Here is a 17,293-nt window from a genome sequence, read left to right as displayed (position 1 = left end):
TTTAAAGTAGTTTAGCTATGGTGTTTTTATAACTCTCTCCAATAGGAATTTCAAAAACTCCAATTTCTACATCTTGTTTTGTATAAGCTGTAATTTTATCTTTATTAACTATATAAGAACGATGTGTGCGTAAAAAACGGTTATCTAATTGTTTTTCAAAAGCAGTTAAGCTATATTTTACTATATGGCTTTCGTTTTCAGAATGAATTTTAATGTAATCTTTTACACTTTCAATGTATAAAATACGATCAAAAAAAACTTTTACTTGTTTACGATTTTTTCTCACATAAATATAGTTTGGAGAAGAATTGATTGAAGTTAAAGTTGTGTTTGATTTGTGTGTAGCATTATTATGTTGATCTAAAAACTTTTCTACAGCCCTAAAAAATCGTTCAAAAGTAATTGGTTTTAAAAGGTAATCTATAGCATTTAAATCAAAGCCATCTATAGCATAATCTCTATGGGCTGTTGTAAAAATTACTTTAGGTTTTTCAATTAAATTTTTAAAAAAATCTGTGCCTCGTAATACAGGCATTTCTATATCTAAAAAGAGCAGATCAACTTGTTGTTGTTTCAAAACTTTGCTGGCTTCTATGGCATTTTCACATATAGCAACAATTTTAAAATCATTTAATTGATTTAAATGATTTTTAATTAAGTTTCTTGCAAATTCTTCATCGTCAACTATTACGCAGGTATACATGTTATGATTTTAATAGTAAAGTTACAGAATAAAGATTTGGTGTATCTGAGATTTTTATATCGTAATCTTCAGTGTACAATAAATCTAATTGTTTTCTAATATTTATTAAACCTAATTTCTTTTGGTTTGATTTTAGAACTGCATCGGGTTTCGTGTTTTCGACCTTAAATTTAAGAATATCGTTGTTTGCGTATAATTCAATTATAATTTTAGCTTGATGTAATTCTTGTTTAACACCATGTTTAAAAGCATTTTCAATAAAAGTTAAAAAGATTAAAGGAGCTACTTTTGTTGAGGTACTTATTTCTTTGTTAAATGTTATTTCTACTCGTTTTCCATAGCGTAATTTTTCTAAAGCGAGGTAGTTTTCTATGAGTTCAATTTCTTTTTCTAAAGAAACGTATTTGTCATTACATCGATACAAGATATAATCTAAAATATCCGATAGTTTTTCAATAACTAATGGTGTTTTGTCTGATTTTTCAAGAGCAAGCGAATATAAATTATTTAATGTGTTGAATAAAAAATGAGGGTTCAACTGATTTTTTAAAGCATTAAGTTCCGCAATTTTTTTTTGTTCGTTTGAAATAGAAAGTTTCAAATTTTTATCATACCACAGAAAAGGAATTAAAAAAAATGTAGGCTGTATAAATAACCATGTAAGTATAATAAAATCTTTTTTCCAACTTAATACTTGTTCGAAAAAAGAGAGGTGCCCATATTTTGATTTAAACCGAGTATAACAAGTATCACTATCCATAGTATCTATAACTGCATGCCATGTAACATAAATGCTATTAAGAAAAACAAATAGAAGACTTATGAGTATTGCAAATTCTAAAATGTTTTTTCTTTTTTTATATAAAGGGTATATCCCGTAAATTATGGAGTAGGCCGTTATTATTTGAAATAAAAGGTAAACAAATTTAATTTCAAGTAATTTTTGAGTAGAGTTATAATATACTCTGTCAATTGCTAAGTAGAAAGAGAATACAGCTAACCAGAATAAGACGTGTTTGTAAATTGGTTTGTTTAAATATGTAAAAAGTGTATTCATCATAGGCCTTAAAATTACTACTTCTAAGTTTTTAAAAATATTTTTATCTACCAATATCTGTTTTTCGTCTATGAACCCTTAATAATTCTTATTTGGCGAAAAATTTAGTGTACACCTTCTAAAAAAACTAGTTCGTCTACTTTCTATAAATAGCTTTTTAATCTCAGTTACATTCGTGGTAAATATAAAATGAATTATGATGAGAACTTTTGTTTTAAGTTGTTTTGCAGTCTTGTTTTCACTAAGTGGATTAGCTCAAAAAAAAGGAATGCCTAAACTTACATTTCTGTGGGAAACAGAAGCTGTACTTAATGATTTAGAATCTGTGATTTATGATGCAAAACGGAAAGTGTTTTATGTAACTAATATTAATGGGCATTGGCTAAAACCTAATGGAAAAGGATTTATTAGTAAACTAGCTTTAAACGGTGAAATTATTGAACGGAAATGGATTGAAAACATTGATGGTCCTACTGGTACAGCAATGTATAATGATAAGTTATTTGTTGCAGATTTCAATGTGATTTTAGAAATTGATTTAAATGAAGAGAAAATAAAAAAGGTTCATAATATTAAAGGAGCTACACGTATAAATGATTTATGTGTTAGTAAAGAAGGGATTGTTTTTGGAAGTGGAACTAAAAGTGGGAAATTATTTGCTATAGAAAAAGATAAAGTAAGTGTTGTAAAAGAAAATTTAGATTGGCCTAATGGATTGTTATATGAAGAGAATAAGGTGATAATTGGCTTAGGCGATAAAACCGTAAAAAGCTATGATTTAAAAAGTAAAAAACTAACTACTATAACATCTAATATTTCAAATCCAGATGGAATTGTAGCACTTGATAATGGAAGTTATTTAATTTCTAGTTGGGAAGGAATGATTCATTATGTTACTGCTAATGGAGATAAAAAAGTGCTGTTAGATACTAGAAAAGAAAAAATAAATGCTGCGGATATTACATACATTCCAAGTTTACAAATGGTATTGGTACCAGCAATGTTACAACATAAGTTAATGGCATATAAATTAGAGTTGTAGGATGAAAGGTGTTGTTTTCTTATTGTTTTTTTCCATAGTGATACAGGCGCAAGAGTATACCATTCCGTTTTTGAATACTTCTGTAAAAGTAGATGGAAATTTAAAGGAATCTGTTTGGAAGCTAGCTCCTAGTTATTCTGGATTTCATAATTTTTATCCAGATGATGTTGGAAAAGCTAAAAATCAAACAACAGTAAAACTATATCATAATGGAGAGTTTTTGTATGTGGCGGTAGCGTATAAAGAAGAGGAGGATAAAGCTGTTATTAGTTCATTAAAACGAGATGATTATGGAGGGGTAATTGTAGAAAGTGAATGTTTTCAGTTAATAATTGATACCTACAATAAGAAAACGAACGGATATTTATTTGGTGTGAATTCAAGCAACGCACAGTTTGATGCTTTAGTTGGATTTAACGGGAATGGTTTTTCTTTTAATGAAAGTTGGAATACAATATGGAAATCTGCTCAAACTAAGAAAAATGGGATGCAATTTTTTGAAATAGCAATTCCTTTAAAAGCATTCGCATATACTATTAATGATGCCGTTTGGGGAATTAATTTTGTGTATAGAGATATGAATCCAAATAACTGGATGTCTTTCACAGATATGTCTAGAAATTTTATTCAATACGATTTACGAAATACAGTTCCTTTTAAATTAGAAAAATTACCAAAACAAAATAATGCTAAGTTTATTGTAATCCCATCAACGACTTATAACCATCAAAAAAATGTGATGGATAATAAAACAACATCAGAGTTTGTACCAAGCTTAGATGCGCAATATAGTATTACTTCATCATTAAAGTTAGATGCAACTATTCATCCTGATTTTTCACAAGTAGACGTAGATCAGCAAGTAACGAATCTGACTAGATTTGCTGTTAATTTTCCAGAACGTCGTAATTTCTTTATTGAGAATAGTGATCTTTTTTCAAACTTAGGAACTAATGAAGTAAACCCATTTTACTCTAGAAGAATTGGAGCTTCTGGAAATATGCAGTTTGGATTAAAATTATCAGGAAATATTACACCAAAAACTAGATTAGGTTTTTTAAACGTGCAAACCAATAAGAGAGAAGAAAATAAAGCCCAGAATTATGGAGCTTTAGTGATACAGAATCAGTTGACTAAAAGTTTTACGAGCACAGTTTTTATGTTAAATAGACAAGAAACAGATCGATTTAATTTTACAGATAATTTTAATAGAGTTGCAGGAGTAAACATAAATTATAAATCTCAAAATAATAAATGGACAGGAGTCGTTAATTTAGGTAAGAGTTTTACCTCTGACGTTAAAAACAAAAATCAGTTTTATAATTTGGGAGTAGATTATACAACTAAAAAAATTGAAGGTAGTTTTTCTATATCAAAAGTTGATGAGAATTATATTACAGATATAGGTTTTGTGCCTAGATTGTATAATTACGATGCTGTAAATAATGAGGTAATTAGAGAAGGATATTGGTCTGCTAAATCTGAGGTTAGCTTATTAGCTTTTCCCGAAAAATCAAAAAAAATACAAACCATTCGTTATTTCTTTCCTAGTAATACTACTTATTGGAATGAAAAAGGAGAAATAACCCAATCTTTAACATTTGTGAATCAGGCGTTGTTCTTTAGGAATACAGCTTCTGTATTTGTTGATTTTAGCCATCAGTATGTTGATTTACAATATGGTTTTGATCCTCTTAATAATGGAAATTCTATTCAGCCAGATGAGTATAGTTTTGGAGCATTACAATTAGGATACAATTCACCGTTTAACAAACAAGTTTCTTATAGTGTAGGAGTACAATATGGAGATTATTATCAAGGAACAAGAACTCGGTTTTATACTTTTTCTACATTTCGATTGTTGCCTTTCGCTAAAATTGGTGCAGATTATGAGATAAATTATCTTAATTTAAAAGAACTAGGTATTAAACCCTTCCATTTAGCAAGATTTACAGGAGAAGTCTTTTTTAACAATCGATTGAATTGGACTACATATATACAGTATAATACTCAGCAAAATAATTTTAATGTGAATAGTAGAGTTCAATGGGAATATAAGCCATTATCGTATTTCTATTTTGTAATCACCGATAACTTTAATCAATATATCTCTAGAAATAACTGGGGAATTTCTTTAAAAATAAACCATCGATTCGATTTTTAATTAATTATGAAATTAAGAAAGATAATTAGTATAAGTATAGCTATAAGTTTTATGGTGTTATGTATTACTGGGATTTTAATGTATACAAAACCATTTTATAAAATCACAGCATCTATACATACGGTATTTGGATTTTTATTTACCCTAATGGCTATAATTCATATGCGTAATAATATAAAACCATTAAAAATGTATAGTGTAAATAAGAAAAATAATTTTTTAAGTATACCTTTAATTACATCTTTAGTAGTTATGGGAGTTTTAATTACTGGAATACTACTTAATATTTCGGGGTTTAATACAGTTTATGAGTATGGCAATGAATATCGCAATAGTTTAGAAGGCAAAAAGATATTGGCAGATGGAACCGAAAGTATAACTGTAAATGAGGATATAAGTAATGTAAATATTGAGATTGATGTAAAAATAGGAGAAGCCTTTCGATATGCAATGATGGTTATTTGGGTAGAAGATATGGATGGAAATTACATAGAGAGTTTATTTGTACCAAAATCAATAGCAACAAGCGAATATCACAATGGTAAACCTGATAAAAATGGTATTTGGAAACCAGCAATTGTTAGGCGTCCAGAATCATTACCATATTGGGCACATAAAAGAGGTATAAAAGCTTCAGATGGGTTGTATATTCCGTTAGGAAAAGCATACGATATAGATGCGGTATCTGGCGCAACTCCTTCAGATGACTTTATTATTCATTCTAAAGCTAAAAATGTAAATTTAAAGCAGTTTAGAATTTTAATGGAAGTAAATCAATCTTTTAATTGGAATACTTATTATAATAAGAATCGTTTTCCTAATGATAGTATTTATAATGGTTCAGGTAGGGTAGGGCAACCAGCTATTGTATATGCAGTTACTATAGATTTAAAAAAAATAAGAAACTCTAAAAACTATTTATTTGAAGTTATAGGGCATAGTCATCATTCTGGACAAACAGGAGAATTATTTACAGATCTATCTAATATTACAACAGCATTAGATATTATTGATAGAGGAATAGTAAAGGTGAAAAAATAAAAAGCAAATGATAATATTTAAGCTATTGTTTTTCTGTTCTTTTAACTATTATTAGTAACTTTATTGAGTTAACACTTTTGAATATTTATAGTTATGAATGAATTAAAAGTAGTATCTGATATTAATATTGAGAAACTTTCAGAATCACATCAAAATCAATTAGAAGAAATTTTAAATCTTTTTAAAGAAATGAATGCTTCAATAATTGAACCTCATATAGATGAAGATCTAAATGAAGATTATAAAAATGAAGATGGAGAAAAGCTTGGTAAATATGCTGCATTAGCTATTTTAAGAGATTTGTTTTTAGATTTTAAAAAGAGTAATGATACTGCAATTAATTTGGAAGTAGGTAAATGTAAGACAAATTGCTATCCTGATTGTTGTGTGTTTAATTTATCAGGGAATATTTCTAAGAAGAATTTTGCGTTTGTTTTAGATAAACAAGATGGAATTATTAAAACATTGCATTATTGTGGTATGTTTTCAACCAAAGATAATGTTAGAAGAATAGTTGATGTTGATATGTATCTTAATGCTTCTAAAAAGGAAGCTGAATTAAGAGGTAAAGATGTTCAAAACTACAATGATCCAGAGATAAGACAAATAATGAAACAAATTTTAGAAAATTACTAAGACGTTAGTTCTCTAAATAGTGTTTCTAAATTTTTATTTTCAGAATTCAATTCCAAGATTTTTAAACCATATTCTTGAGCAAAATCAAATAATTTTGGACGCATATCTTCTTCTGTTTCAAATGTAAGTGTCCAAGAATTGTCGTAATTATTTTTAATCGTTGTAATATTAGCTAAACGCTGTAAAAATTGCTCTTCAATTTTATAATCGAAACCAACTTTAATAGTTTGTTTGTTACCTTCTTTTAAGTCAACTAGTTTTTTATCAATTACAATTTTTCCATTATTAATAATAACGACACGATCGCAAACAGCTTCTACTTCTTGCATAATATGCGTAGAGAGTAATACAGTTTTATCTTTGCCTAATTCTTTAATTAAAGCTCTAATTTCAATTAATTGATTAGGATCTAAACCTGTTGTAGGTTCATCTAAAATTAATACAGATGGACTGTGTAAAATTGCTGCTGCTAATCCTACACGTTGACGATAACCTTTAGATAATTGACCTATTTTCTTATGTGATTCTTTATCTAATCCAACTTTTGAGATACAATCTGGAATATCATCTTTTGAAATATTATGAATATTTGCATGAAACTGTAAATATTCTTTCACATACATATCCAAATACAGTGGATTATGTTCTGGTAGGTATCCAACTTTTTTTTGAGCATCAATAGGGTTTTTAATTACATCAATATCGTCAACCAAAACCGTTCCTCCATCAGGCTGTAAAAAACCTGTTAAAACTTTCATTGTAGTAGATTTTCCGGCTCCATTAGGCCCCAAAAAACCAACGATTTCTCCTTTTTTTGCTGAAAAAGAAATGTTATCTACTGCTTTTTGTGTTCCGTATGTTTTAGTTATTTCTGAAAGTTGAATTGACATAATTAACTTTTTAATTGAATTTTAATAGCTTTCAATCCTGAAGAATCTAATGTAATATCTTCACAAAAAGTAAAGCCTAATTTTTTATAGAAACCTACTGGAGATTTATATAAAGTACCGTCTATTTTTTTATAATTGTTATTGGTAACCACCCAGCCATTTAAAATTGAATGATCTTGTTTGATCATAGAAATCAGTTTTCTTCCAATTCCTTTTCCTTGAGATTTCTGACTGAGAATCATTAAGAACCAACGTTCTTTTTCTCGTTCGAAATCAGCAAACCAACCAATAATGGTATTGCTATCTTTAATTAGAATATGATTAGCTTTATCTAGTGTGCCTAGATAATTATTAAATTCACTTATAGAATCATGTTGAATACAGCTAGGATATTCAGCATTCCATAATTCTCTTAAAGATTGTATTTCGTTGTATTGTAAAGTGGTAACTTTTATAATTTCCATTACTTTCTTTCGTAAGAAACGAAACTATAATCGTATTTATTTTTTTCGTCTGCTTTAAAATCTTCACGAGATACTTCTTTCCAAATAGAAAGATCTATCTCAGGGAAATAAACATCTGCTTCAAATGTTTCATGAACAATGGTAATATCTAAGCGATCAGCTAATTTTTGCTGTAAAGTCTGTTCATAAATTTGAGCCCCACCAATAATAAAAGCGTCTTTACCTTCGGTTAATTCAATAGCTTTTTCAATACTATCAGCAATTAAACAACCATCTTTAAAATAATCGTTGTTTCTAGTAATAATTACACTAGTTCGGTTAGGAAGAGGTTTTCCAATACTTTCAAAGGTATTTCTACCCATTAAAATATGATGGCCAGAAGTAACTTTTTTAAAACGTTTTAAATCGGCAGGTAAATGCCAAATTAAATCGTTATCTTTTCCTAATTCGTTGTTTTGGCCAATGGCCGCAATTATGGTGATCATAAATGTATAAAGGGTTTACATGTTTTTAACCCATTCTTTAATATAACCAACTAAATCTCTTTTGTCGGTTACATCATTATCTTTTGTATTCGAGTGTATGTTTTGAATGATGGTTTTAATAGCTAATAATACATTTTCATCATCAATTTCTGCCACTATATCGTAAATGTCTTCTTTTATCGTATCGATTTCTGCTATCATTTTTAATAAAACTTAATAGGTTTAGGTTACTAATTTAATCAGATTTTAGAAATCTGAAAGCTTTACACAAATAAAAGAACGTTAAAAAAACTAAACTGCTACAGTTCCTTTAATATGTGGATGAGGATTATAATCTAGTAATTCGAAATCCTCAAATGTAAAGTCTTCTATATTTTTAATAGAAGGATTTAATTTCATTTTAGGTAACGGTCTTGGTTCTCTAGTTAATTGTAATTCTACTTGTTCTCTATGGTTGTTATAAATATGAGCATCTCCAAAAGTGTGAATGAATTCTCCTGCTTCATAACCACAAACTTGTGCCATCATCATAGTGAATAAAGCATAACTAGCAATGTTGAAAGGTACACCCAGAAAAATATCTGCACTTCTTTGGTATAGTTGACAAGAGAGTTTTCCGTCAGCAACATAAAATTGAAAGAAAGCATGACATGGTGGTAAAGCAGCTTTACCATTAGCTACATTTTCTGAAAAAGGAATAGATGTATCTGGCATTACACTAGGATTCCATGCAGAAACTAACATTCTCCTACTATTAGGGTTCTTTTTTAAAGTGTTTATAACTTCTTTAAGTTGATCTATCTCTTCGCTATTCCAGTTTCGCCATTGATGTCCATAAACCGGGCCTAAATCTCCATTTTCATCTGCCCATTCATTCCAAATGCGTACTCCGTTTTCTTGTAGGTATTTTACATTTGTGTCTCCTTTTATAAACCATAATAATTCATAAATGATAGATTTAAGGTGAAGTTTTTTAGTTGTTACCATTGGAAAACCTTCACTTAAATCGAAACGCATTTGATAGCCAAAAACACTTTTAGTTCCTGTTCCTGTTCTATCTCCCTTTTCATTTCCGTTTTCTAAAACGTGTTTAACTAAATCTAAATATTGTTGCATTTATTATATGAATTATACAAGCAAAAATAAAAAAGCATCAACAAAACATGTTGATGCTTTAAAAATTGTTTTCAGCAAGTTATTAACCAACTTAAGAAAGGATTATTGATTAATTTTTTAATTTATTATCGTGGTAAATTATTTTTATCAGAATTAGACTCTATAGAATAATAATTTACTTGTTTAAAGGGATGATAATATATTGAGAGGTTGAATAAATTAAATACATGCCAATGTACAGTGTATATTGTTATGCCCAAATGCATCCACCGCGAACGCAGTACCCGTAGTCACAGAATTCGAAACCATTAACCATAACACAACATTGTCTATTACCTTTGCAATAAGGTCTGTTGTAATTAGCACCACCGATTTCACTTAATTCTTTTTTTGATAATACTTTTAATCCTTTAAGGTTCTTTAAGTTTTTCATAATAAAATGTTTTTGTAAACCTATATCCCATATAAGAATGAAATTTAGGTTTAAAGGTTAATAAAATTGTGTTTGAAAAAAGATTAGAATATATGTTAGTAGAACATACAACCGTAAATGGTACAACGACCTGGCTCACAAAACTCTGTTCCATTAATTATAAAGCAACATCTGTTTGAACCTTTACAGTAAGTTCTTATTGATCCTTTGATTTGTTTTAGTTGTTCTTTGTTTAAAACTTGAACACCATCTAAGTTTAGTAAATTTTTCATTATTTATTTAATTTTTGGTTAATACTCAAAATTGATATATACCTCAGTGATTAAATAAAATAGAAAGAAAAGGGGATAAGATAGATATTACACCAAATTAACTAGTTTGATCTTCGATAAATAAAATGATTAGTTACGAATTATCATAACTTTAAATAGAAAATTTCTAGAGGTAATAATTGAAGTGATTATATCATAAGTTTTGAATAAGTTTTTCTTTTTATTTATTTGATTAATATAGAGGTTGTTTGTAAATATAATAAAAAAACTTATTGTTTTTTGCTTTTTTTGAGGTAAAATAGTTTTTTTTGTGGGGTTAGTTTAAAATCCGGTTGTGAATAAATTTCTAGCTGCTTTCAATCCGCATTTTTGATATTTATGATAAGCTTTGGCTGCATGTTCTTTTATACTGTTTTGACTTGATGAGTTTAGCCAGGCGTTTATAGAAGCGTCTAAAGTATATGCCTCCGGAGCCATTAAATTTGTTGTCCACAGTATTGGATTTGCATTAGCTTTTTGAATGTGTTCTGAAAAATAATTTTTACTAAAACAAGCTAAAATGATAACATCATTTTTAATTTTTGAAGTTTTTTTATAATTAACATCAATCTGAAAATCCATTAACCCATCGTGCCCAATGTAGACTTGTAAATCAGATGCTCCGCCAAAATTCAAAGTTTCATTTTTGAACTTTAAATTTATTTTATTTTGTTGGTTTGAAGCTAATAGAAAATCTTTGATACAGTTTAATATTTTTTCTCCATCGTAAGCATCCGCTAAAAGGTATACATCTTTTGTTTTATGTTTAAAAAGAATTCTTTCAAGAATGTTTGATTGATCCGTTTCTATTTTAGAGATAAATTTCCATTCCTTTGTTTTGTATTTGAAGAAAGATTTTATTCCATAAGCTGCTCCCCAATATAAATTGTTTCTTGGATCTTTTCCATTTCCTAGTATTTTAGGAACAGGAACAATACCTTGAAATTCATTATCACATAAAGCCACAAATACATGAATTGTTTTTGTTTGTGAGTAGGTTTTAAAAACGAATACAGAAAATAATAGTAAGAAAATAACCTTTTTCATAAAGCACACAATATTATAGTTATTATTATAACGATAATTACTTCTGAAAATTTTAAAAGAAAACTAACTATATTATATAAAAGCAATTATTGAAATGGCTCCAACAATTGAAGCTATTACTCCCATTTGAAGTATTAACATGGGAGTGATTTTAACTAGCTCTTTATCTTGATCTGAAATTTTTGCTTTAAAAAGGCGTGCAATTGTAAGTCCTACTGTAGTGTCAAATACACCGATAATAAAACAGCCGATAATTGCGCTAACAAAATTTCCTTGAAGTTTTAAATAGATCGCTATTATTCCATAAATAATAAATGAACCAAAAGCAAACCATACATATTCAAAGTTTAATACTCTAGATAGTACAGAGCAAATGATGTCATAAAAAATAATGACAGCAAATCCAATCAATATTATAAATAGTGATTCCAAACGAGGATTATAAAGGTTAATTTATTACGTTTATCCTATTATCATTCCTGCAATTGTTGCAGACATCAAAGAAGCAATAGTACCTCCAATTAAAGCTTTAATACCAAATTCAGATAGTGTTTTTCTTTGTCCAGGTGCAAGAGAGCCTATTCCACCAATTTGAATACCAATAGAAGCGAAATTTGCAAAACCACATAACATATATGTAGCCATTATAACAGATTTGTTATATGTTAAGTGTGTAGCGTTACTTGCATTTTTTAGTTCAGCTAATTGAATGTAACCGACAAATTCACTAGCCGCTAATTTTATACCTAATAATTGTCCCATTAAAGCAGTGTCTTCACTAGCAACACCAATTAACCACATTAAGGGAGCAAAAATATATCCCAGAATAAATTCAAGAGAAAAGTTTTCATAAGAAGTATTACCTGCAATCCACTCATTTAAACCAGTTATTCCTCCTAAAAGGTATAATCCGTGATTTAACATGGCTATAAAAGCTATAAAAACTAATAACATAGCGGCCACGTTCATCGCTAAATTTAAACCTTCAGTTGTTCCGTTTGCGATAGCATCTAAAATGTTAGAACCTATTTTTTCAGAAGATACTTTTACATCCGTATTAACTTCCTCTGTTTGTGGATATAAAATCTTAGAAATAATAATAGCTCCAGGCGCAGCCATTACAGAAGCTGCTAATAAATGTTTAGCATATAATAAACGTAAAGTTTCGTCATCACCTCCTAAGAAACCAATGTAAGCAGCTAAAACTGCTCCAGCTACAGTAGCCATTCCACCGATCATAACTAATAAAATTTCTGATCGGTTCATTTTCTCTAAATAAGCTTTTATTAATAAAGGGGCTTCTGTTTGTCCTAGAAAAATATTTCCAGCTACAGATAAGCTTTCTGCTCCTGATATTTTTAATACTTTAGAGAGTAACCAAGCTAATCCTTTTACAATCCATTGAATAACACCAAGGTAGAATAATAAAGAAGTTAAAGCTGAAAAGAATATTATTGTTGGTAATACCTGAAAGGCAAAAATAAATCCAAAAGAACTCATGTCAGATACTAATCCGCTAAATAGGAATTCACTACCAGCTCTCGTAAAGTCAAGCACTTTAACAAAAATAGCACCTACAAATTCGAAAGCTTTTTGTACGAAAGATACTTTTAAAACTCCTATTGCTATTATTAATTGAAAAGATAGACCTAAACTAACGGTTTTCCAATCAATAGCTTTACGATTAGAACTAAATAAAAAAGCGATAATAAGTAAAACAATCATACCTAATACTCCTCTCCATAAGCTATTCATAGAAAATCCTTGGCTAGGAATAATTTTACTTTCTTCATCTGTAGAAGTAAGATTTACAGTCTCTAGAGTTTGATTTGGTACTAAAGATTTGGTAGAAAAGTTATATAAAATATCTTTTTCAGAAATCGTTAGTATAGAGTCATTGTGTTTTACAATATTATAATAACGTACAGTATCTTTAGGTGTTTTATAATTAAAGATTAGTAAATTATTCTGATGGATATAGTTTCCATTGGCAACTAAACTATCTTTAGCTGTTAAAAAGTAAGTGAACTCACCATTATTTAATGTGAAATAATCATTTTCATTTATTTCAACTAATGATGTTCCAGAATTGTTTTCTATAGACTTGAACTTCCATGTTTTATTAATATTTTGCGAAAACAACGCAAAAGAAAACACACACAGAAGTAGTGTGATCAATTTTTTCATTCAAAGAATATTATGTTTTTATGAACGCTTGCTAATTTCGTCTCTTATTTTAGCAGCTAATTCGTAATCTTCATTATTTACAGCTTCTTGTAATTGTTCCTCTAATTCACTTAAAGAAAGGTCAGAAAAATCAGCTGTGCTTGTAAACTCAATTTCAGAAGTTAGTTCTATTTCACTAGTGTCATGTTCGTTTGCATCACCTAATTCTTCTTCAGACTTTAAATATATACCTGCTTTATCTAGTATGTTTTCGTAAGTGAAAATTGGTGCTTGAAAGCGTACAGCTAATGCAATAGCATCTGAGGTTCTGGTGTCAATGATTTCTTCTGTACCATCTCTTTCACAAATTAAACTAGAGAAAAAAACTCCATCAACTAATTTATGAATAATTATTTGTTTTACAGTTATGCTGAATCGTTCTGCAAAAGATTTAAATAAATCGTGTGTAAGTGGTCTTGGAGGTCGAATCTCTTTTTCTAATGCTATGGCAATTGATTGTGCTTCGAATGCTCCAATAATAATTGGTAAAGTTCTAGTTCCTTCCATTTCGCTAAGCACTAAAGCATAAGCTCCGCTCTGTGTTTGGCTATATGAAATTCCTTTAATAGTTAGTCTTACTAGGCTCATGTATCTATCTTCATACAAAAAAAGCGGTCTTTAATTAGACAGCCTTTAGGGTGCCACAATTTAATAAAAAATATGACTACGGAAAGATTAAATTTTAAAAAATAAAAACTCTAGAAAAACATTTGATTTCTAGAGTTTTTAAAAATGTATTTTAATGAATTAAGCTTGTTTAAAAGCTTTTAATTTTTCAATTAATTGTGGAACTACTTCAAAAGCATCTCCTACAATACCATAATCAGCAGCTTTAAAGAAAGGAGCTTCAGGGTCGTTATTAATAACTACTTTTACTTTAGAAGCATTAACTCCAGCTAAATGTTGAATAGCTCCAGAGATTCCGATAGCGATATATAAATTAGAGGCTACCGGTTTACCAGTTTGTCCAACGTGTTCGCTATGAGGTCTCCATCCTAAATCAGAAACTGGTTTAGAACAAGCAGTAGCAGCACCTAAAACATCAGCTAACTCTTCTACCATTCCCCAGTTTTCAGGTCCTTTTAAACCACGACCAGCTGATACTACAACATCAGCATCAGCAATAGTAACAGTTCCACTCGCTTTGTCAATAGAAACAGATGATACACCTAATTCAGGTAAAGTAGCGTCAAAACTTTCAGTAGCACCTGAAACTGAACTTTCATGAGCACCATAAGAGTTCTTAGCTACACCTATTACTTTTTTATCTGTTAATATTTCAGTGTTATTAAATCCTTTATTAGAAAAAGCTTTACGTTTAACAACAAATGAACTTGAAGTATCAGGTAAAGCAACTGCATTAGATGCATAACCAGCTTCTAATCCTACAGCTACTAATGGTGCAAGTGTTAAACCATCAACACTAGAATCTATTACAACAACATCTGAAGATTGTGCTTCAGCTACTTGTTTAACCACAGCTGCATAACCTTTAGCGTTAAATGAACTTAAATCGTTCTTAACCTCTATTACTTTATCTGCTCCGTAAGTATATAATTCACTTGCATCTCCACCGTTAATAGTTAAAGTTACAAGATTTGTTCCTAATTGTTCAGCTACTTTTTTTCCGTATGAAACAACTTCAAAAGCTGTTTTTTTAAATTTTCCTTCCGAAGAATCGGCAAAAACTAATACAGACATAATTTTTAATTTTTTAAGTTTTTAAATGGGTGTATGTTTCAACACCCATTAAAAAGATTTGATTTTAAATTTAAATTGCTTTAGCCTCGTTGTGTAAAAGATTAATTAAATCATCTACGTTATCAACTAATTTTACCTCTCCTTTAGGAGCAGGTTTCTCGAAATTCTTTGTGCTTGTAGAGGCATTGCTACCTGTTGCTTCAACAACATTTAAAGGCTTTTTACGAGCCATCATAATACCTCTCATGTTAGGTATTCTTAAATCTTTCTCTTCAACAATACCTTTTTGTCCTGCTACAACTAAAGGTAAAGTAGAGGTTACTTTCTCTTCTCCACCGTCAATCTCTCTTTCTAAAGTGGTATTGTTTCCATCAACTTCTATTCCTACACATCCGTTAACGAAATTGAAATCTAATAACGATGCTAACATACCAGGAACCATTTGTCCATTATAATCAGCAGATTCTTTTCCTGCTAATACTAAATCGAAACCTCCAGATTTTACAACTTCAGCTAATTCTTTAGCTACTAATAAACCATCAGTTGGTTCTACATTAACACGGATTGCCTCATCTGCTCCTATAGCTAATGCTTTACGTAAAGTAGGTTCAGTTTCTGGTCCTCCTACATTTACTACGGTTACAGACGCTCCTTGTTTTTCTTTAAACCACATTGCACGAGTTAAACTGAATTCATCATATGGGTTTATAACAAACTGAACTCCATTTTTGTCAAACTTAGTATCGTTATCAGTGAAGTTAATTTTTGAAGTGGTATCAGGTACATGACTGATACAAACTAATATTTTCATATGGATTGTTTTTTTGTACGCTTATTTTGTGCCACGAATTTACATATTTTTTTTGATTTATTATGCGTGCATAGTAAATTTTATTATTAAAATGTATACATTTTAACATAGTATTAATTTCTTTAGTAAAGAATTTCATACTTTTGCAAATCAATAAACAACAACTACTTAATAAAACACATGAAAACAGTTCAATTTAGAGAAGCAATCTGCGAAGCAATGAGTGAAGAGATGCGTCGTGATGAGAGCATCTATTTAATGGGGGAGGAAGTAGCAGAATATAATGGAGCTTACAAAGCAAGTAAAGGAATGCTAGATGAATTTGGCGCTAAGAGAGTCATAGACACTCCTATTGCAGAATTAGGATTCGGTGGTATTGCTGTAGGTTCTGCGATGAATGGGAACAGGCCTATTGTAGAATATATGACATTTAATTTCTCTTTAGTTGGAATTGATCAAATAATCAATAATGCGGCGAAGATTCGTCAAATGAGTGGAGGTCAGTTTAATTGTCCTATTGTATTTAGAGGACCAACTGCATCTGCAGGTCAATTAGCAGCTACGCATTCACAAGCTTTTGAAAGTTGGTATGCTAACTGTCCAGGATTAAAAGTAATTGTACCATCTAACCCATATGATGCAAAAGGTTTATTAAAAGCTGCTATTAGAGATGATGATCCGGTAATTTTCATGGAATCTGAGCAGATGTATGGAGATAAAATGGAAATTCCTGAAGGAGAATATGTTTTACCAATTGGAGTTGCAGATATTAAAAGAGAAGGTACTGATGTAACTGTTGTTTCTTTTGGGAAAATAATAAAAGAAGCATATAAAGCAGCAGATCAATTAGCAGAAGAAGGAATTTCTGTAGAAGTAATTGATTTGAGAACTGTACGACCAATGGATCACAAAACGATCTTAGAATCGGTTAAAAAAACTAATAGATTAGTAATTTTAGAAGAAGCATGGCCTTTTGGAAGTGTATCTTCCGAAATTACATTCAGAGTACAAGATGAGGCATTTGATTATTTAGATGCTCCAATTAAGAGAATTACAACAGCAGATACACCTGCTCCGTATTCTCCTGTATTATTAGAGAAGTGGTTGCCTAACTCGGGGGATGTTGTGCAGGCAGTTAAAGAAGTATTATACATAAAATAATAATA

19 protein-coding genes are annotated in these 17,293 nt (G+C 29.7%); 5 read left to right on the top strand and 14 right to left on the bottom strand.

Annotated features, from left to right (window positions below; all coding sequences use genetic code 11):
- Position 1 precedes the first annotated feature (1 nt).
- Both AC2TEO_RS07420 and AC2TEO_RS07415 read right to left on the bottom strand, forming a co-directional pair.
- The gene (locus AC2TEO_RS07420; protein WP_442267496.1) at positions 2–703 is read right to left on the bottom strand and encodes a LytR/AlgR family response regulator transcription factor; all 702 of its coding nucleotides are present in this window, start codon (positions 701–703) and stop codon (positions 2–4) included.
- A gap of 1 nt (position 704) precedes the next feature.
- Entirely contained in the window at positions 705–1,814 is a 1,110-nt protein-coding gene (locus AC2TEO_RS07415) for a sensor histidine kinase (RefSeq protein ID WP_442267495.1), read from the bottom strand.
- Positions 1,815–1,956: 142 nt separating this feature from the next.
- Here AC2TEO_RS07415 and AC2TEO_RS07410 point away from each other — a divergent pair, with 142 nt between their 5' ends.
- The 4 genes from AC2TEO_RS07410 to AC2TEO_RS07395 all read left to right on the top strand — a co-directional run bounded on the left by AC2TEO_RS07410 (position 1,957) and on the right by AC2TEO_RS07395 (position 6,643).
- Positions 1,957–2,802, top strand: coding sequence for an SMP-30/gluconolactonase/LRE family protein (locus AC2TEO_RS07410; protein WP_442267494.1), 846 nt, complete (start codon positions 1,957–1,959; stop codon positions 2,800–2,802).
- 1 nt (position 2,803) lies between these two features.
- Entirely contained in the window at positions 2,804–4,966 is a 2,163-nt protein-coding gene (locus tag AC2TEO_RS07405; protein WP_442267493.1) for a DUF5916 domain-containing protein, read from the top strand.
- 6 nt (positions 4,967–4,972) lie between these two features.
- Positions 4,973–6,007, top strand: coding sequence for a DUF4405 domain-containing protein (locus AC2TEO_RS07400; protein WP_442267492.1), 1,035 nt, complete (start codon positions 4,973–4,975; stop codon positions 6,005–6,007).
- A gap of 93 nt (positions 6,008–6,100) precedes the next feature.
- Positions 6,101–6,643 carry a hypothetical protein gene (locus tag AC2TEO_RS07395; RefSeq protein ID WP_442267491.1) on the top strand — a complete coding sequence of 181 codons (543 nt, stop codon included), beginning with the start codon at positions 6,101–6,103 and terminating at the stop codon, positions 6,641–6,643.
- Here the strand turns inward: AC2TEO_RS07395 and gldA are convergent.
- The 12 genes from gldA to AC2TEO_RS07335 form a co-directional block, all read right to left on the bottom strand.
- A complete protein-coding gene (gene gldA / locus AC2TEO_RS07390) occupies positions 6,640–7,533 on the bottom strand; it encodes a gliding motility-associated ABC transporter ATP-binding subunit GldA (protein WP_442267490.1) in 894 nt (297 codons plus the stop codon). The genes AC2TEO_RS07395 and gldA overlap by 4 nt on opposite strands.
- Before the next feature lie 2 nt (positions 7,534–7,535).
- The gene (locus AC2TEO_RS07385) at positions 7,536–7,997 is read right to left on the bottom strand and encodes a GNAT family N-acetyltransferase (protein WP_442267489.1); all 462 of its coding nucleotides are present in this window, start codon (positions 7,995–7,997) and stop codon (positions 7,536–7,538) included.
- Complete coding sequence (locus AC2TEO_RS07380) at positions 7,997–8,482, bottom strand: dihydrofolate reductase (protein ID WP_442267488.1); 486 nt, start codon at positions 8,480–8,482, stop codon at positions 7,997–7,999. Before AC2TEO_RS07380 ends, AC2TEO_RS07385 begins: the two co-directional genes overlap by 1 nt.
- A 15-nt stretch (positions 8,483–8,497) precedes the next feature.
- Positions 8,498–8,683: a hypothetical protein gene (locus tag AC2TEO_RS07375; RefSeq protein WP_095069702.1), complete on the bottom strand. Its 186-nt coding sequence runs from the start codon at positions 8,681–8,683 to the stop codon at positions 8,498–8,500.
- 90 nt (positions 8,684–8,773) lie between these two features.
- Positions 8,774–9,598: a thymidylate synthase gene (locus AC2TEO_RS07370; RefSeq protein WP_442267487.1), complete on the bottom strand. Its 825-nt coding sequence runs from the start codon at positions 9,596–9,598 to the stop codon at positions 8,774–8,776.
- Positions 9,599–10,126: 528 nt separating this feature from the next.
- On the bottom strand, positions 10,127–10,303 hold the full coding sequence (locus AC2TEO_RS07365) for a hypothetical protein (protein ID WP_442267486.1): 177 nt from the start codon (positions 10,301–10,303) through the stop codon (positions 10,127–10,129).
- A 321-nt stretch (positions 10,304–10,624) separates the two neighbouring features.
- Positions 10,625–11,389: a hypothetical protein gene (locus AC2TEO_RS07360; protein ID WP_442267485.1), complete on the bottom strand. Its 765-nt coding sequence runs from the start codon at positions 11,387–11,389 to the stop codon at positions 10,625–10,627.
- A gap of 72 nt (positions 11,390–11,461) precedes the next feature.
- Positions 11,462–11,821, bottom strand: a complete 360-nt coding sequence (locus AC2TEO_RS07355; RefSeq protein WP_442267484.1) for a hypothetical protein — start codon at positions 11,819–11,821, stop codon at positions 11,462–11,464.
- 30 nt (positions 11,822–11,851) lie between these two features.
- Positions 11,852–13,576 carry a NupC/NupG family nucleoside CNT transporter gene (locus AC2TEO_RS07350; protein WP_442267483.1) on the bottom strand — a complete coding sequence of 575 codons (1,725 nt, stop codon included), beginning with the start codon at positions 13,574–13,576 and terminating at the stop codon, positions 11,852–11,854.
- An 18-nt stretch (positions 13,577–13,594) separates the two neighbouring features.
- Positions 13,595–14,203 carry a bifunctional nuclease family protein gene (locus AC2TEO_RS07345; protein ID WP_442267482.1) on the bottom strand — a complete coding sequence of 203 codons (609 nt, stop codon included), beginning with the start codon at positions 14,201–14,203 and terminating at the stop codon, positions 13,595–13,597.
- A gap of 159 nt (positions 14,204–14,362) precedes the next feature.
- Positions 14,363–15,316, bottom strand: a complete 954-nt coding sequence (locus tag AC2TEO_RS07340) for an electron transfer flavoprotein subunit alpha/FixB family protein (RefSeq protein ID WP_442267481.1) — start codon at positions 15,314–15,316, stop codon at positions 14,363–14,365.
- A 70-nt stretch (positions 15,317–15,386) separates the two neighbouring features.
- Complete coding sequence (locus tag AC2TEO_RS07335; protein ID WP_442267480.1) at positions 15,387–16,127, bottom strand: electron transfer flavoprotein subunit beta/FixA family protein; 741 nt, start codon at positions 16,125–16,127, stop codon at positions 15,387–15,389.
- A gap of 180 nt (positions 16,128–16,307) precedes the next feature.
- Between AC2TEO_RS07335 and AC2TEO_RS07330 the strand changes: the two genes are divergently transcribed.
- Positions 16,308–17,288 carry a pyruvate dehydrogenase complex E1 component subunit beta gene (locus AC2TEO_RS07330; RefSeq protein WP_442267479.1) on the top strand — a complete coding sequence of 327 codons (981 nt, stop codon included), beginning with the start codon at positions 16,308–16,310 and terminating at the stop codon, positions 17,286–17,288.
- Positions 17,289–17,293: the final 5 nt, after the last annotated feature.

It is taken from the genome of Tenacibaculum aquaeponti (assembly GCF_057221555.1).
The sequence above is the reverse complement of the archived record's forward strand: the minus strand, read 5'-3'. Positions and strand labels throughout refer to the sequence as shown.